This window comes from Nonomuraea sp. NPDC050394 (genome assembly GCF_044459065.1).
Classification (GTDB): domain Bacteria; phylum Actinomycetota; class Actinomycetes; order Streptosporangiales; family Streptosporangiaceae; genus Nonomuraea.
Window position 1 is genome coordinate 112,876 of the sequence record NZ_JBITIO010000002.1, and the last position, 13,737, is coordinate 126,612.

Below are 13,737 nucleotides of genomic sequence, written 5' to 3' on the forward strand. Positions count from 1 at the left end.
GTCAGGTCAGCGGGCCGGTTGCCTTGACCTGGACGCGGACGCTGTCGCCGGGCAGGTAGGAGATGGGGATCTCGGTGATGGCGGTGATGCGCGTGCCCGCGGGGTCGGCTCCGGCGCGTACCGCGGCGTCGACGGCGGCTCGCCTGGCGGCTTCGAGGCAGGCCTCGCGGCCACCGTCGGAGAACTGGTAGGTCCGGTCCAGCGTCCCGGACGCCTCGGCGATGGCGGCGCCGATGGCGTTGGCGACCGCCGCGTACTCGTGCCGGTGCACGACGCTGACGCCCGGGATCTCGTCCGGGATCAGGTGCGCGCCGCCGCCGACGGCGACCAGCGGCAGGTCGGAACGGGCCACCTTGATGCGGTCGGCCAGCCTGCCGATCCGCTCGTCCACCCAGGACAGGGCCTGTCCGACGAGCGGGCGGGACACGTCGGCGGCGCGGCCAGGCTCGCCCGCCGTCAGGCGTCCGGCCAGGACCGACACGTCGGTGAGGGTCAGCGTGTCGCCGCCGAAGACGCGGGCGCGTTCGGTCAGCCGGTGCGCGACGCTGTCCGGCCCGATCCGCAGGCCCTCGTCCGCGCGGACCACCGTTCCGCCGCCGAGGCCGACGGAGATGAGGTCGGGCATGCGGTAGTTCGTCCGTACGCCGCCGATCTCGACCGGGAGGGCCGACTCGCGCGGGAAGCCGTTGACGAGCATGCCGACGTCGGTGGAGGTGCCGCCGACGTCCATGATGATCGCGTCGGCCAGCCCGGACAGGTGGGCCGCGCCGCGCATGGAGTTCGTCGGGCCGGAGCCGATCGTCATGACCGGCCGGCGTGCCGCCTCCTCCGCGCTCAGCAGCGTGCCGTCGTTCTGCGTCATGTAGATCTCCGCCCGCAGGTGGTGAGCCGACAGCGCCTGTTCGAGGCCGGTCACCACCTCCGCGCCGACGAAGCGAAGCGCCGCGTTGAGCGTCGCGGAGTTCTCGCGTTCGAGCAGGCCGAGCCCGCCGATCTGGTGTCCCAGGGTGACGGGGAAGTCCTGGCCGAGTTCTTCGGCGAGGATCTGCCCGGCGCGGATCTCGTGCTCGGGGTTGGCCGGGGAGTGCACGCCGGTCAGCGCGATGGCGTCGACGCCGGCGCCGCAGTCCTTGGCGAAGGCGCGCACGGCGTCCTCGTCGAGGGGGCCCATCGGGCTGCCGTCGAACTCGTGGCCCCCGCGCACGACCGCGCCGTACGCGCACACCAGGCCGGCCAGGTCACGCGGCCAGTCCGCCAGCGGCGAGATCGACATCGTGGCCGGGGCTCCGATGCGCAGCACGCCGACCCTGGCCAGGTTGCTTCTGGCGATGAGCGCGTTGACCGGGTGGGTGGTGCCGAGCATCACGTGGCTGACGTCGGCGGGCCGTACCCGGGCGAGCACGGCGGAAAGGCCCGTCCCGATGCCGTCGAACAGCGTCGCGGTCGTCGGGGTCTTGTGCCACGTCACGACCTGCCCGGCGGAGTCGATGGCGACGACGTCGGTGTTGGTGCCGCCGACGTCGATGCCGATGCGGATGGTCGTCATCGGGTCCCTCCGATGGGCACGAAGTCGAGGTCGTAGCCGAACGCGCGCGGTCCGGCCAGCGCGAGCCCTTCCGGCGTGTGCCACTGCGGCAGCGCCGGCATCGCGATCACGTGCAGCCGCTGGCCGTAGGCGACCGCCTCGGTGGTCATGGCGGTGCCGGTCTCGGTGTCGAGCAGCGTGATGAGGTCGGGGACCATGGCCTTCGGCTCGCCGTCCTCGAAGGCGATCAGGTTCTCGTTCTGCACCTCCACGCGCATGGCGCGGCCGGGGTCGTCGAGGTGGGTCAGCGTGATCGTGCCGCGGGCCCAGCCGCCGGTGGTGCGGCGTTCGATGTCGGCCACCTTGCCGGTGAACAGGATCTCGGCCTCGCAGAACCGCAGGAACTCCTCGTACGCCCCCGGCCTGCCCTCCTGGATCGCCCGGATCCTGCGCCCGATCTCCAGGCAGTAGGTCAGCGAGCCGTTCGCACCGAACCGCGCGCATTCGCCGGCGGTGACGGCATAGGCGCTGACCACCGCGAGCATCCCCATCTGGGCCACGCACGAGCGGGCCAGCTTCTCTCCGGTGGCGTTGTCGACGGAGTCGAAGAACACGTAGTTGCCCATGGAGTCGGCCATGGTCATCGGCGTGGAGGAGAGCCCGGCGAGGGTGAACAGGCTCATCTCGATCTGCGGGAACGCGCGCCTGATCGCGTCGGCGTCCACGCAGGGCAGCCCCAGCTCGGCGGCGACCACGAGCGGGAACAACGAGTTCAGGCCGCCGTTCTCCAGCGGTAACACGGCCACGCCCGTGCGGCCGAGGTGGCTTTCCAGCGCTCTGAGCACCCGGCCGGCCTCGTTGCCGTTCGGGAACTTCTCCACCACCACCGTGGGCGCCCCGACCATGCAGATCGGCAGGAGCAGGCCGTCCGGGTCGAGGTCGGCGGCGTTGACGATCTCGATGGGGCCGTGCTTGGCGATGGCCTCGCGCAGCATGATCTTCGCGATGTAGGGGTCACCGCCTCCCCCGGTGCCCAGGACGACCGCGCCGAGCGCGAGGTCCTCGACGTCGTCGAGCGTGATGCTGTTCACGAACCCACCTCCTGATGGTTCATCCGTCGATCTCCACTTCGGCTTCGATCTCCACGGGAATGCCGAACGGGAGCGAAGCGACTCCCACGGCCGAGCGCGCGTGCGTCGCGCTCTCCTCCGGCCACAGCTGGTGGATCAGGTCGGAGAAGCCGTTGATCACCGCGGGCATGCGGGTGAAGCCCGGTGCCGCGTTGACCATGCCGAACACCCGCAGCCAGGCCGTCACCCTGTCCAGGTCGCCGAGGGCCGCGCGCAGGCTGGTGATCATGTGCAGCCCGGTCGCCCTGGCCGCCGCGTAGCCCTCCTCCACGCTCACCTCGGCGCCGACCCGCCCGGCCGGGCCGTCCACCGACCAGTCGGGCAGCAGCGGCCCGTGCCCGGACAGAAAGGCCCGGTTCCCCCGCACCCGCACCGGCGGGAAGGGCAGCCGCAGCCCGTCCGGCGCGACGAGCGGCGCGGGCAGGACGAGGCCGAGCTCCCTGACGCGTTCCTCGACGCCCATCCCGATCACACCCCCGCCGCGCGGGTACGGCGCAGCGCCTGCGCGGCGAACCCGGCCACGTATCCCGCCATCCAGTCGGTGAAGGCGGCCTGGTCCGTCATGGCCAGCATGCGGTGGGCGGCGAAGTCGGCCCGCGCCCGCCGCGGGAAGTCGTCGTCGTGGTCGGCCATGATGCCCATGAGCCGGTCGGCCGCGTCGAGCATGCGGTACGCCGACAGCAGCCTGGTCTCGTCCAGGGCGAGCGGCGCGCTGCAGACCAGCAGCGTGACGGTCTCGTAGAGGGCGCAGTCCCGTTCCTGTCCGGCCGCGGTCATCGCGCGCCGTCCTCGAACGCGGCGCCGAAGGCGTTGTGGTGCAGCCCCGAGGTGAACCCGCGCACCGCGGGCGAGGCCGTCTCCTTGGTGACGTAGCCGACGGCGACCGTCACGTCGGGGCGGATGTGCGCGGGCAGCCCGAACAGGGCGCGGACCGCCTCGTCCGCCCAGCTGGTCACCGTGCAGACGCCCAGGTCCAGCGTCTGCGCCATCAGCGCGAGGTGCGCGCAGGCCGCGCCGGAGTCCAGGCGGCTGACGTGCTCGACCATGCGCGGGCCGCCGGTCGTGCCCGCCTGGTCGAGGTCGGTGCACAGGGCGAGCATGGCCGGGGCGTTGTTCAGGAATCCCGGCAGCACCTGCCGCGCGGTGGCCAGCAGCGCCGGATCGTCGACGACGACCACGTGGCGTACGCCCGAGCGGGCCTGCTGGGCGCGGGCCGCCGCCCAGGCCATCCGGCCCAGGACCTCGGCGGGCACCGGGCGGTCCTCGAAGATCCGGTGCATACGGCGGCGCCGCATGCCGTCGGCGACGTCGAGTGGCTTGGCATCGATCATGTGCGCTCCCTGGGGGGGTCGGGAAGGTTGTGCCTGACCCTAAGCCGGGCCGGACAAAAGGGATATGTGCGATAGCACATCTCAAATCCGCATCTTGTGCGCATCGCACATCCGGGACTACCGTGCGGCTGATGACGGTGGTCCGCGAACTCCTGCTCAGGCCCGACATCGGCCGGGCCGTCACGGTGCTCTGCGACGCCGGGCACTCCCGCGACATCGCGCAGGTCACGCTCATCGAGGACATGCGGGCCATCGCGCCCGCCCGCCACGGCCAGGCCGGGGTCTGCACCGGCAGGGTCTCCGACGAGATCAACCCCGACCTGCTGGACGTCGCGGTGCGCTTCGCCGCCGGCGCGAACGTGGCCGCGCTCGCCCTGGTCGGGCTGCCCCCCGACCGGCCGCTGCCGCTGACGGTCAGCAGGCTGGCCGAGCGGCGCGGGATCTCGTTGCTGTCGGTGGAGCGGGGTACGGACCTGGCGCGGCTCGTGATCGCGATCGAGCAGGAGCTCGCTCTTGGGCCGATGCGCACGATCTCCCGGGCGGCGGCCGCGCTGGCGGCCCTCGACCGCGCGCAGCCGGGACCCGACCCGATCGGCGAACTGGCCGCGCTCGCCGGGCACGAGCTCGGCCTGCCCGTCGCCGTCGAGCGACGCCCCGACGGCGAGGGCGTGCCCGTGACGGTCGCCGGGGCGGTGCGGGCGCGGCTGCGGTGCGCGCCGGCCGGGGACGCCTCCGACGCGGTCGTGCGCCTCGTGCTGCACCGGGCCGCCTCGCTGGCCGGGCACACGATCGAGCAGGCCCGCCGTACCTCGGAAGGACCGGCCGCGTCGCGGGCGGCACTGCTGGCGGAGCTGCTGCTGAGCGCGCCCGAGGACGCCGGGCCGCTGCTGGCAAGAACGCGGCGCGCGGGCTTCGTCGTCGACGGCTGGCACACCGTGATCCACATCGAGCTGGACAACCTCGACAGCCTGACCGGCGGCGAGGCGGCGCGCCACGAACTTACGGTCGAGGCCCGCCGCCTGGCGCTGCAGACGGCCTTGAACGACGGCGCGGACTGGCAGCGCGCGGACGCCGGCAGCGCCCTCACGCTGGTGCGCACCGACCGGTCGGAACCCGCCGCCACCCAGCCGAAGGCGCTCGCCCGCACCGCGAGCGCCGTCCTGGCCAGGCTCAAGGAGCAGTTCGCCGGCGTGCGCCTGTACTGCGGCGTCGGCGGCTCCTACCAGGGGCTCGAAGGTTTGCAGACCTCCGCGACCGAGGCCCGCGCCGGCGGGGCGGCCGCGCGCACCGCCCGCCACCAGGACCGTCCGCTCGCCTTCCGCGACCTGGGGTTCCGGCGCGTGCTGCTGCAGTGGTACGCCATGAACAGCTCGCGCGTCGTCGTCGACCGCCTGCTGGCCCCGCTCGACGAGCTCGGCCCGCGGCGCAAGGACGAGGCCATCCGCACGCTCCAGGCCTTCCTCGACCACCCGGGCTCGCCCCGCGACGCGGCGGCGGCGCTGGGCGTGCACCGCAACACCGTCGCCAACCGGGTCAAGAGGCTGCTCGACCTGCTCGACATGGACGGCGACAACGCCGACCACCGCCTCCTGCTGCAACTGGCCTGCCGCGTGGCCGCCCGAGCGAGCCAGGATGGACCGGTCGCGACCCCGATAGCCTCTGGATCCGGGGCCGGACACCCGGCAGGCGCACAGAAAGTCGGTACGAGATGACGGCGGAAAAGCTCGGGGATCTGGCGGAACGCTTCTGGCGGTGGCGGGCCGCGGCCGCTCCCGGCACCGGCGACGACATCACGCGAGTCGAGCGTCCGCCCGGCTGGGTGCCGGACTGGTCGGCGGCCGCGGTGGCGGCCCGGCGGGACACGTGGCGTTCCTATGACGCGGAGCTGCGCGCGCTCGACCTCGACGGGGAGCCCGTCCCGGTCAGGGTCGACGCCAGGCTGCTGGGGTCGGCGCTGGCCCGGGTGAGGTGGGAGCTGGACGTCCTGCGGGCCTGGCAGCGCAACCCCTGCTTCTACCTGGACCAGGCGTTGGTGGCCGTCTACAACCAGCTCCTGCCGGCGCCGCCGTTCACGCTCACGCGGGCCGCCTCGATCGTCGCCGCGCTGGACGCGATCCCCTCGGTGCTGGCCCAGGGCCGCGAGAACCTGGCGGGCCACGCCGCCGCGCCGTTCGCCCGCTCGGCGCTGACGCTGCTGGAGAACGCGGGCCCGTCCCTGAACGCCGCGATGTCCGCCCTCGCACCGCTCCTGCCGGACGGCACGCGGCTGGGCGAGACGACGCGGGCCGCCGTGCGCGCGCTCGGCGACTTCGCCGCCTGGCTGCGCGAGCGGCTGCCCGCCTTCACCGAGGGGACGGCGGTCGGGCCCGGCGCGCTGGCCTTCTTCCTGCACGAGGTCGCGCTCCTGCCCTACGGCGCGCGGCAGGTGCGTGCCATGGGACGCCAGGAATGGGACCGGGCCGAGGCGCTGGAGGCCACGCTCCGGCACCGTCACCGCGAGGTGCCCGAGCCCACCCTGCCCAGCGGCACCGCCGCCCTGGTCGAGGCGGAGGCCGCCGGCGAGCTGGCGTTGCGGGCCTTCTACACGGATACGGGCCTGCTGAGCCAGCCCGCCACCCTGCGCCACTACCTCTTCGCCGAGATGCCCGCCTACCTGGCGCCGCTGTCGTGGCTCGGTGTACCGCACGAGATCGGCGTCGAGTCGCGTCCCGGCGCCGACGCGATCAGATACGTGGAGCCGCCCCGGCCCGACCTGCCGTACTTCGAGCTGGCCGCCGCCCGCGACCCGCGGGTCCAGCTCGCCCACGAGGGCGTCCACGCCCAGCAGCTGGCGCTGTCATGGCACCACCCCGATCCGGTACGCCGCCGCTACTACGACTCGGCGGCCAACGAAGGCATCGCCTTCTACCACGAGGAGCTCATGCTGCAGGCGGGGCTGTTCGACGGCTCCCCGCACAGCGCCGTCTTCGTGGCCAACGCCATGCGGCTGCGGGCGCTGCGGGTGGAGGTGGACATCGCGCTCGCGCTCGGAGATCTCACGCTGGAGCAGGCCGCGGACGTCCTGGCCGACGCGGTGCCGATGGACAGGGCCACGGCGTGGGAGGAGGCCGTGTTCTTCGCGGGCAACCCCGGGCAGGGGCTCAGCTATCAGATCGGCAAGCTGCAGGTGTTCGACCTGCTGGCCGCCACCCGCCGCGCCAGGGGCGCGGCGTTCGATCTCGGGGCCTTCCACGACCGGCTCTGGCTGGAGGGCAACGTGCCGCTCGCGCTGCAGCGGTGGGAGTCGCTCGGTCTCACCGACCACATCGAGGAGGCCGACCGGCTGGCGCAGCAGGGGTAGCGGGGCCTCGGCCGCCTCTACGATGTCGCCATGGATGGGAGCCCCTCGGACGTCGTGCGGGCCTGGGACGCGCGTGCCGATCACTATCTGCGCCTGTTCCGGCACGAGCTGGAGAGCAAGCCCTTCGACCGGGAGGTCCTGGGCGCGTTCGCCGAGCGGGTCGGCGCCGGAGGCAGGGTGTGCGACGCGGGCTGCGGGCCCTGCGGTCACGTGACCGCGCTGCTGGCCGCGCACGGTCTGGACGTCTTCGGCATCGACCTGTCGCCGCGTTGCGTGGAGCTGGCCGGAGGCGAGCAGCCCGGATGCCGGTTCGAGGTGATGGACCAGCGGGCCGTCACGCCGGTGCTCGACGGCCTGGTGTCGTACTACTCCCTGCACGACCAGCCCAAGCGGGTGCTGCCGGGCACGCTCACCGCGTGGGCCGCGGCGATCCGTCCGGGCGGTCAGCTCCTGGTCGTCGCCAAGGAGGGGTCCGGCGACGGCGTCATCGCCGATCCGCTCGGCGGCGAACTGCTGGTCTACTGGGCCGAGTTCACCGCGAACGAGCTGCGTGCCGCGGCCGGGGCCGCCGGTTTCCTCGTGGACGACCTCACCGTCCGCGAGGCGTACGAGGACGAGATCCCCACCAGGCGGATCTACCTGTCGGCCACCCGGCGGCCGCTCAGCCGACCCGGCGGGCCCTGAGCGCTTCGAGGGCCTTGTCGGCGTGGACGGACATGCGGATCTCCGACTTGACCACCGCCAGCACGCGGAAGTCGGTGTCGATCACGAAGGTCTGGCGTCGGGTCGGCGCCAGGGCCAGCCCTCGCCGCACGCCGAACCTGCCGGTGACCGTCCCGTCCGGGTCGGACAGGAGCGGGTAACCGAGCCGGTGCGTGTCGGTGAACTCCCGCTGCCGCTCCACCTCGTCGGTGCTCACGCCGACGGGCCGCGCCGACACCTGCGCGAACTCGGCCGCCAGGTCGCGGAAATGGCACGCCTCGCGCGTGCAGCCTGCGGTCATCGCCGCCGGGAAGAAGAAAAGCACCACGGGACCGTCCGCCAGCAGGTCCGACAGCCGGCGCGGCCGGCCCGTCTCGTCGGGAAGCTCGAAGTCCTCGACGAGGTCGCCCGTTCTCATGCGACGACCTTACGTCCCGCCGGCCGACCGGTACTCGGTGGGGGTCTGGTCGTGGGCCCGGCGGAAGGCGCGGTAGAAGCTGGAGCGGGTCTGGAAGCCGCTGGCGTGCGCGATCCGGTCCACGCCCCAGTCGGTGCCGGACAGCAGGCGGCGGGCGTGGGCGAGGCGGAGCTGGGTGACGTACTGCCAGACGGGCATGCCGAGCGCCTGCTTGAAGGCCAGGGCCGCGTAGGTGGGGTGTACTCCGGCCGCCCGCGCGATCTCCTCCACGGTGAGGTCGCCGGTGTAGCCGCGGGCGATGACGGCCAGCATGCGTTCGGCGGAGCGGGCCTCCACGGCGCCGGTGGCCGCTCGCCTGCCGGTCGCGAGGCGGGCGAGCCTGGCGTGGAGCTCCAGCAGGCAGATCTCGGCCTCGTCGGCCACCGGGCGGCGGCCCAGGCGCAGCTCCTCCTCCCAGCGGCGCATGAGGAAGCGGTCGTGGGCGGATTCGCGGGCGGTGCCGTACAGGAAATGGCCCCGCAGGAGGCGGTCGAGCGCGCTCTGCAGGGCGGGCTGGCCGATGACGGCGCTCAGCGGGACGGTCACCCAGAGGAAGTCGACGTCGCGCTCGGACACCAGCCGGTGCGGGTAGCCGCCCCAGAAGACCGCGAGCCTGCCGCGCGGCAGGTCCACCGCGCCCGCCGCGGTGGTGTAGCGGGCGGTGCCGGACAGGACGAGGTTGAACTCCAGCTCGGGGTGGATGTGGGAACGCGGCATCGGTCCCGAGGTCACGTGGAAGGCCCGCAGGCCGATCACCTGGGCGAGGGGCACGACCTTGAGAATACGCGACTCCTTGCCGAGGTGGCGTGGATGCCCGGCGGGGGCGCCGCGCAGGAGGGTGGAGACAACACCCCTTGATGCGGAGGCAGGCACCATGTCCGAGCTCGACGACTTCATGTTCGACCTCAACGGCTACCTGATCCTGGAGAACGCGGTCGATCAGGACCTGCTGGCGCGGCTCAACGCCGAGTTCGACGCCTTCCCGCGCGATCTGGCCCGCGGCGAGTGGTACCGGGGCGGCCAGCGGCGCGACTACACCCCGGAGACCGGGTTCGAGCTGCACCAGGCGGTGGCGGCGGGGCGGCCGTTCGAGGAGCTGATCGACCACCCGAGCTGGTTCGAGCTGGTCAAGCACTACGCGGGCGAGGAGGACAGCTACATCCCCGGCGTCTTCATCGACGAGACGATCGCCTCGATCAGGGAGTCGGGCGGGCACCATCCCGTGCACTCCGGCGGCTACCGTACGGCGCTGCGCTGCGGCTACCGCTACGACCACGGCGTCTTCCGCTGCGGTCAGGTCAACATCATCCTCGCGCTCACCGACATCGGGCCGGGCGACGGCGCGACGATGGTGGTGCCCGGCTCGCACAAGTCGAACTTCACGCATCCGCTGGCCGGCGACTACGCGCGCGGCGACCGCATGGACACCCTGCCCGGAGCGATCCCGGCGTACCTGAACAAGGGCGACGCGCTGCTCTTCGTCGACGGGCTGATGCACGGCGGCTCCACCCGGACGAACCCGGGTGAGCGCCGCGTCCTCATCTACCGCTACGGGCCAGTCTGGGCCGGCAGCCGCTACGGCTACGCCTACGACGACGCCTGGCTCAAGGAACTGCCGGAGCGGCGGCGCAGCGTGCTCTACCCGGTGCCGCGCGTCCACGTCGGCGACCCCTGCCCGGCCGAGCCCGGCGACCGCTGAGCGCCGGGGTCCCCGTCGTCGGCGAACAGGTGGCGGTCGTGGTGGGCGACGGCGTACTCGATGGCGCCGAAGACCACGCACTCCTCCCCCAGCGTCGAGGCGCGGACCTCGGGCATGCGCATGCACACGCGTTCGAGGCGCTCGCGCAGCGGCGGGAGCAGGACGTCGGCCGAGCGGGAGAAGCCGCCGCCGAGCACGACGACCTCCGGGTCGAGCAGCAGCACCATGGCGGCGGTGCCGACGGCCAGGTCGTCGACGAAGCGCCCGACGCAGTCCAGGGCGACGGGGTCGCCGTCCCTGGCCGCCGCGAGCGTGTGTCCCGCCGCGTCCTCGGGCGGCACGTCGGCGGGTACGGCGGGGCAGGCGTGCAGGTGTTCCGGGGCGTCGTACCAGCGCGCCTCGGGCAGCATGGCGATCTCACCGGCGGCGGCGCCGTACCCCCGGTGGAGTTTGCCGTCGATGATCAGGGCCGATCCCATGCGCCGCCCGATGTGCAGGAAGACGACGTCGCCGGCGCCGCGCGCGGCCCCGCGCTTGGACTCGGCGAGTACGGCCAGCCTGCTGTCGTTCTCGATCAGCACCTCGCACGGGAACATGCGGCGCAGTTCGGCCGCCAGGTCCAGGCCGCGCCAGGCGGGGATGGCGGCCGAGAAGACGACGTGGCCCTCGCGGGTGACCACGCCGTTGGTGCCGACGGCCACGGTCCAGAGGTCGCTCATGCGCTTGCCGCTCAGCGACAGGCAGCCGGCGACCGCGCGCTCTATGGCGGCCAGCCGGTCGGCGAGCGGGGCTTCCGGCAGGACGGGCTGCCTGGTCTCGGCCAGGACCTCGCCGTCGAGGTCGGCCAGCGCGGCACGGACGTTGTGCGCGCCTATGTCGATGCCCACCAGGTAGCCGCTGTCGGCGCGGAAGCGGTAGCGCCGGGCGGGGCGGCCCATGCTGCCCGCGGTCGGCGGGACCTCGACGACCCAGCCGAGTTCGATGAGCTCGTCGACGACGTCTTTGGTGGAGGGTCTGGACAGGCCGGTCCGCTCGGCCAGGGCCGACAGCGTGAGCGGCCCGGCCCCGCGCAGCTCGCGCAGGGCCGACAGCGAGTTGAGCTGTCTCAGCCGGGACAGGTCACCGCCGCGAAGGTTCGTCATCGTCCTCCCTAATGGAGCTTTCCTGGTTATGTGAGCAGTATGCCAGTGCGCACTTCGGCGCGTTTTCCTTGGTTTTCGCTACGGAATCGGCATTGACCCGCTGAATCTCACGGTGCTAGTAATGAAGCACTCCTTCGTAAGTAGCGAGAGGAAACAAGCCTGATGCCGTTCGCAGACGTCGGCGAGGTCAGCTGCGACCCCCGGAACGCGCTGGTCTTCGAACACGGCTGGCAGTCGTGGAGCCCGACAGGCGCCTACCGCCTGGACGACCGGCCGCCCCGTGCGGCCGACCCCACGATCCAGACCCTCTGCTACCGCCCCGAGACGCCGGTGCCCGCCGGCGTGTTCCAGGGCGAGGGCCTGCTCGCGATCGACCCCGGCGACGGTGGTCCCGTCGAGCTGTGGTCCGCGCCCGGCCCCCTGGACGTGCCCTCGATCCGGGCCCGGCGCGAGCACGACCGGCTGATCGTCTCCGCCGACGGCCCGGTACGGCACAGCCGTACGTCACAGGGCCTGGACCAGGCGCTGCGTGACTGGGCCCGCACGATCGCCACCGGGCACGCCCCCGAGTCGTTCCCCGCGGTGCCGCCCATGTGGTGCACCTGGTACGGCTACTGGGACAAGGTCACCGAGGCCGACGTCCTGGAGAACCTGGATCTGGCCCGCCGCCACCGCGTGGACGCCGACATGTTCCTCATCGACGACGGCTACGAGGCCGGGATCGGCGACTGGCTGGACTTACGACCGGAGTTCGGCTCGCTGGAGCGCGCGGTCGGCGCGATCACCGACGCGGGCAGGCGGGCCGGGATCTGGGTCGCCCCCTTCCTGGCGGGCCACCGCAGCCGGATCTTCCGCGAGCACCCCGACTGGCTGGTCCCCGGGGTTTCGGCCGGGCACATGTGGGACCAGGACCTCGCCGTCCTCGACGTCACCCACCCCGACGCCGCCGCCCACCTGGTCCACGTCTTCGAGCGGCTGGCCGCGCTCGGCCTGACCCACTTCAAGCTCGACTACATCTACGCCGGCGCGCTGCCGGGCCGCCGCCACCAGGACGTGGACCCGATCGCCGCCTACCGCAGGGGCCTGGAGCTGATCCGCGAGGGCGCGGGACCCGGCGCCACCATCCACGGCTGCGGCGCCCCGATGCTGCCCAGTCTCGGCCTGGTCGACATCATGCGGGTCAGCCCCGACATCGCCCCCACGCTGCTGCCGAGGTCCGGCGACATCAGCCAGCCGTCGCAGCTCGGCGCCCGCCTGGCCGGGGCGGCCAGGGAGTTCCTGCACACCCGCTGGTGGGTCAACGACCCCGACTGCCTCATCGCCAGGCCCGAGGTGGAGGCCCGCGAGGACTGGGCCGCCCACATCGCGGCCACCGGCGGGCTGCGCGGCTCCAGCGATCCGATCGCCGCGCTCGACGCGTGGGGGCTGGAGACGACCAGACGCCTGCTGGTCCCGACCAGGACGGATCCGTCGTGACGGCCGACGCGCGGCCCCTGTCGGCGGCGGCCGGCCGGCGGCGTCCCGGGACGGCGCGCCGCCGCTGGCACTCCCTGCACCCCTACGTGTTCGTCGCGCCGAGCCTGTTCGGCGTCTTCGCCTTCCTCCTGCTGCCCGTCCTCATCGTCTTCGGCCTCAGCCTGTTCGACTGGGAACTGCTGTCGGAGCCGGTCTTCGTCGGCCTGGACAACTACGTCGCGATGGCGGCCGACGGCACGGTCTGGAGCTCGCTCGGCGTCACCGTCCTGTACGTCCTGCTGTGCATCCCGCTGCAGACGGTGCTGGCGCTGGCGCTGGCGATGCTGGTGAACCAGAAGCTCAAGGGGATCAAGTTCTTCCGCGCGCTGTTCGTGATCCCCTGGATCGCGACGCCGATGGTGCTCGGCCTGGTCTGGAGCTGGATCTTCGACCCGAGGGACGGCGCGATCAACCGGTTCCTGGAGGTGTTCGGCGTCACCGGGCCCGCCTGGCTGTCGGAGACGTCGCTGGCGCTGCCGGCGGTCGCCCTGGTGAGCGTCTGGCAGAACACCGGCTACAACATGCTGTTCTTCCTCGCCGGGCTGCAGGGCATCCCGCAGGAGCTGCACGACGCGTCCTCCGTCGACGGGGCCACGCCGCGCCAGCGCTTCTTCCGCGTGACGCTGCCGCTGCTCAACCCCACGATGTTCTTCGTCATGGTGACCAACATGATCGGCGCCTTCCAGGCCTTCGACACGATCTACTCGATGACGGCGGGCGGGCCCAGCGAGTCCACGACGGTCTTCAACTACAAGATCTTCCACACCGCGTTCAGGGAGTTCGACTTCGGCTACGCGGCCACGCTGTCGATCCTGCTCTTCCTGATCATTCTGCTGGTGACGACGGCGCAGATCCGGTTCTTCAGCAAGCGCACCACCTACGACCTGAGCTGAGGC

General features: G+C 72.6%; 14 protein-coding genes. 6 read left to right on the forward strand and 8 right to left on the reverse strand.

What is annotated here, in order from left to right; genetic code table 11:
- Position 1 precedes the first annotated feature (1 nt).
- Genes ACIBKY_RS08740 through ACIBKY_RS08760 form a run of 5 tightly spaced genes read right to left on the reverse strand, consistent with a single transcriptional unit; the run spans position 2 to position 3,986 of the window.
- On the reverse strand, positions 2 to 1,546 hold the full coding sequence (locus tag ACIBKY_RS08740; protein WP_397095623.1) for a hydantoinase/oxoprolinase N-terminal domain-containing protein: 1,545 nt from the start codon (positions 1,544 to 1,546) through the stop codon (positions 2 to 4).
- Entirely contained in the window at positions 1,543 to 2,616 is a 1,074-nt protein-coding gene (locus ACIBKY_RS08745; protein WP_397095625.1) for a DUF917 domain-containing protein, read from the reverse strand. Before ACIBKY_RS08745 ends, ACIBKY_RS08740 begins: the two co-directional genes overlap by 4 nt.
- Positions 2,617 to 2,635: 19 nt before the next feature.
- Positions 2,636 to 3,118, reverse strand: coding sequence for a RidA family protein (locus ACIBKY_RS08750; RefSeq protein WP_397095627.1), 483 nt, complete (start codon positions 3,116 to 3,118; stop codon positions 2,636 to 2,638).
- Between the two features lie 5 nt (positions 3,119 to 3,123).
- Positions 3,124 to 3,432, reverse strand: coding sequence for a DUF6092 family protein (locus ACIBKY_RS08755; RefSeq protein ID WP_397095628.1), 309 nt, complete (start codon positions 3,430 to 3,432; stop codon positions 3,124 to 3,126).
- Positions 3,429 to 3,986: a nitroreductase family protein gene (locus ACIBKY_RS08760; protein ID WP_397095630.1), complete on the reverse strand. Its 558-nt coding sequence runs from the start codon at positions 3,984 to 3,986 to the stop codon at positions 3,429 to 3,431. Before ACIBKY_RS08760 ends, ACIBKY_RS08755 begins: the two co-directional genes overlap by 4 nt.
- 131 nt (positions 3,987 to 4,117) lie before the next feature.
- Between ACIBKY_RS08760 and ACIBKY_RS08765 the strand changes: the two genes are divergently transcribed.
- From ACIBKY_RS08765 to ACIBKY_RS08775, 3 genes are read left to right on the forward strand one after another with little or no spacing between them, the layout of a single operon-like run.
- Positions 4,118 to 5,698, forward strand: a complete 1,581-nt coding sequence (locus tag ACIBKY_RS08765; RefSeq protein ID WP_397095632.1) for a PucR family transcriptional regulator — start codon at positions 4,118 to 4,120, stop codon at positions 5,696 to 5,698.
- Positions 5,695 to 7,326, forward strand: coding sequence for a DUF885 family protein (locus ACIBKY_RS08770; protein ID WP_397095634.1), 1,632 nt, complete (start codon positions 5,695 to 5,697; stop codon positions 7,324 to 7,326). The genes ACIBKY_RS08765 and ACIBKY_RS08770 overlap by 4 nt, the downstream gene beginning before the upstream one ends.
- A gap of 30 nt (positions 7,327 to 7,356) precedes the next feature.
- The gene (locus tag ACIBKY_RS08775; protein WP_397095636.1) at positions 7,357 to 8,010 is read left to right on the forward strand and encodes a class I SAM-dependent methyltransferase; all 654 of its coding nucleotides are present in this window, start codon (positions 7,357 to 7,359) and stop codon (positions 8,008 to 8,010) included.
- Here the strand turns inward: ACIBKY_RS08775 and ACIBKY_RS08780 are convergent.
- Together ACIBKY_RS08780 and ACIBKY_RS08785 are read right to left on the reverse strand one after the other, a co-directional pair.
- Positions 7,988 to 8,446, reverse strand: coding sequence for a peroxiredoxin (locus tag ACIBKY_RS08780; protein ID WP_397095638.1), 459 nt, complete (start codon positions 8,444 to 8,446; stop codon positions 7,988 to 7,990). The two genes, ACIBKY_RS08775 and ACIBKY_RS08780, sit on opposite strands and share 23 nt — an antisense overlap.
- A gap of 9 nt (positions 8,447 to 8,455) precedes the next feature.
- On the reverse strand, positions 8,456 to 9,256 hold the full coding sequence (locus ACIBKY_RS08785) for a helix-turn-helix domain-containing protein (protein WP_397095640.1): 801 nt from the start codon (positions 9,254 to 9,256) through the stop codon (positions 8,456 to 8,458).
- A 103-nt stretch (positions 9,257 to 9,359) separates the two neighbouring features.
- On the opposite strand from ACIBKY_RS08785, the gene ACIBKY_RS08790 reads away from it, so the two are divergent.
- Complete coding sequence (locus ACIBKY_RS08790) at positions 9,360 to 10,184, forward strand: phytanoyl-CoA dioxygenase family protein (protein ID WP_397095642.1); 825 nt, start codon at positions 9,360 to 9,362, stop codon at positions 10,182 to 10,184.
- On the opposite strand, the gene ACIBKY_RS08795 is transcribed toward ACIBKY_RS08790, so the two are convergent.
- A complete protein-coding gene (locus tag ACIBKY_RS08795) occupies positions 10,124 to 11,326 on the reverse strand; it encodes an ROK family transcriptional regulator (RefSeq protein WP_397095643.1) in 1,203 nt (400 codons plus the stop codon). The genes ACIBKY_RS08790 and ACIBKY_RS08795 overlap by 61 nt on opposite strands.
- Positions 11,327 to 11,488: 162 nt before the next feature.
- Here ACIBKY_RS08795 and ACIBKY_RS08800 point away from each other — a divergent pair, with 162 nt between their 5' ends.
- Together ACIBKY_RS08800 and ACIBKY_RS08805 are read left to right on the forward strand one after the other, a co-directional pair.
- Complete coding sequence (locus ACIBKY_RS08800) at positions 11,489 to 12,802, forward strand: glycoside hydrolase family 36 protein (RefSeq protein WP_397095645.1); 1,314 nt, start codon at positions 11,489 to 11,491, stop codon at positions 12,800 to 12,802.
- Entirely contained in the window at positions 12,799 to 13,734 is a 936-nt protein-coding gene (locus ACIBKY_RS08805; protein WP_397095647.1) for a carbohydrate ABC transporter permease, read from the forward strand. The genes ACIBKY_RS08800 and ACIBKY_RS08805 overlap by 4 nt, the downstream gene beginning before the upstream one ends.
- The last annotated feature ends 3 nt before the right edge of the window (positions 13,735 to 13,737 follow it).